1 protein-coding gene is annotated in these 1,789 nt (G+C 73.4%); it reads right to left on the bottom strand.

The genetic code is table 11. The annotated features are described in order from the left end of the window. Positions 1 to 1,789 (bottom strand): AMP-binding protein (locus ABTY04_RS40845; protein WP_352218495.1); only part of this gene is annotated, 1,789 nt, incomplete at both ends.

The raw sequence follows: 1,789 nt of genomic DNA, 5'->3' as shown, positions 1-1,789 counted from the left end.
CCGACGCGTCGAAGCTGAACGAGGCGAACTGCAGCACCCCGACACCCGGCCCGACCTCCATCAGCGGACCGAACACCGACACCAGGTTCACCAGCCCGTCATGGGTGGCCGCGACGCCCTTCGGGCGGCCGGTGGATCCCGAGGTGTAGATGACGTAGGCCAGAGCGGCCGCCGCCACGGTGGCGTCGGGCGCGGTGTCCGGCAGCGCCGCCAGTTCGGCGGCCACCCGTGGGTCGTCGAGCCGGACCACCCGGTCCGCGTCGAGCCCGTCGGCCAAGTCGCCCGCGACGTCCTGGTGCAGGACGACCGCGCGTGCCCCGCTGTCGGCGAGCATGAACGCGAGGCGCTCGACCGGGTACTCCGGGTCCAGCGGGACGTAGGCGGCCCCGGCCTTCCAGGAGGCCAGGATCGCGACGACCATGTCCACGCCGCGCGGCAGGCACAGGCCCACCACCGACTCGGGACCCACGCCCCGGCCGACGAGGTGGTGCGCCAGCCGGTTGGCCCGCGCGTCCAGCTCCCCGTACGACACCTCGGTGCCCTCGAAGACGACGGCGACCGCGTCCGGAGTGCGCGCCGCCCAGGTCTCGAACAGCTGCGGAACGGACGCCCGCGGCACCTCGGCCGCGGTGTCGTTCCATGCGGTGAGTACGCGCTGCCGCTCGGCCTCGTCGAGCACGGTGACCGTGGTCAGCGGCAGGTCGGGGCCGCCGTCCAGCGCCTGTTCGAGCGCCGCCACCAGGTTCCGCGTGGCAGCGGTCATCAGCGTGGCGACCGCCTCAGGGTCGATCGGGGCGACCGCGTCGATGGCCAGGCCCATCCCGTTGCCGCCGTCGTTGACCGCGACCGAGAGCGGGTAGTTGGTGCGCTCCCGCTGGAGCAGGGTCTGGATGCCCTGCATGTCCTCGTCGGCCTGGGCGATCAGGTCGACTGAAGGGGCGGTGTTGTGCCGGTAGTTGAAGAGCGAGGAGAACAGGGGGGTGTCACCGGGGACGCCGCTGGCCTGCTGCGCCACCGCGAGCGGCGCGTGTTCGTGCTCCACCAGGCCGGCCAGCTGACCGCGCATCGCGGACACCGCCGCCAGCGCGCCCAGCTCGTTCACGCGCACCCGGACGGGCAGCGTGTTGATGAACGGACCCGCCACGCGGTCGTTGCCGGATCCGGCGTTCATCCGGCCGAAGAGGACGGTGCCGAAGACCACGTCCTCGCGGCCGCTGACCGCGGCCAGCACCCGCGCCCACGCCACGTGCATCACCGTCGCCGGGCTGGCACCGAGCCGCCGGGCGACCGCGCGCAGCCGTTCGGCCAGCTCGTCGTCGAAACGGGAGCCCGCCCGTGCCACCTCGGCACCGACGTCCCGCACGTCCACCACACCGTACGGGGCGGTGGGCTCGTCGACGTCGCCCAGCAGCTCGGCGAAGAACCGCTCGTGCTCGGACCGTTCGACCCCGGCACGCGCCTGGGCCACGAAGTTCCGGAACGGCAGCGGCTCGGACAGCTCGGCGCCGCGTCCGGCGAGCGTCGCCCGTACCTCGCCGAGCAGCATCTCCAGACCGGTGTGGTCCTGCACCATGTGGTGGACGCGGACCAGCAGCAGCCAGCGGCCGTCGGCGATGCCCGCCACGTGCAGCCCGACCAGCGGCGCAGCGCCCAGGTCCATGGACAGGCCGCCGGCCGCCAGCAACTGGTCCATGGGGTCGGTGCCGTTCGGGTCCAGCAGGACTTCTTCGACCGGCAGGACGGCGTGTCGCCACACGACCTGCACGGGCTCGCGCAGGCCCTCCCACAC

Source organism: Streptomyces sp. NPDC097981, from assembly GCF_040302565.1.
Classification (GTDB): domain Bacteria; phylum Actinomycetota; class Actinomycetes; order Streptomycetales; family Streptomycetaceae; genus Streptomyces.
Note: the sequence above shows the minus strand (reverse complement) of the source record. Positions and strands in the feature narration are given on the sequence as shown.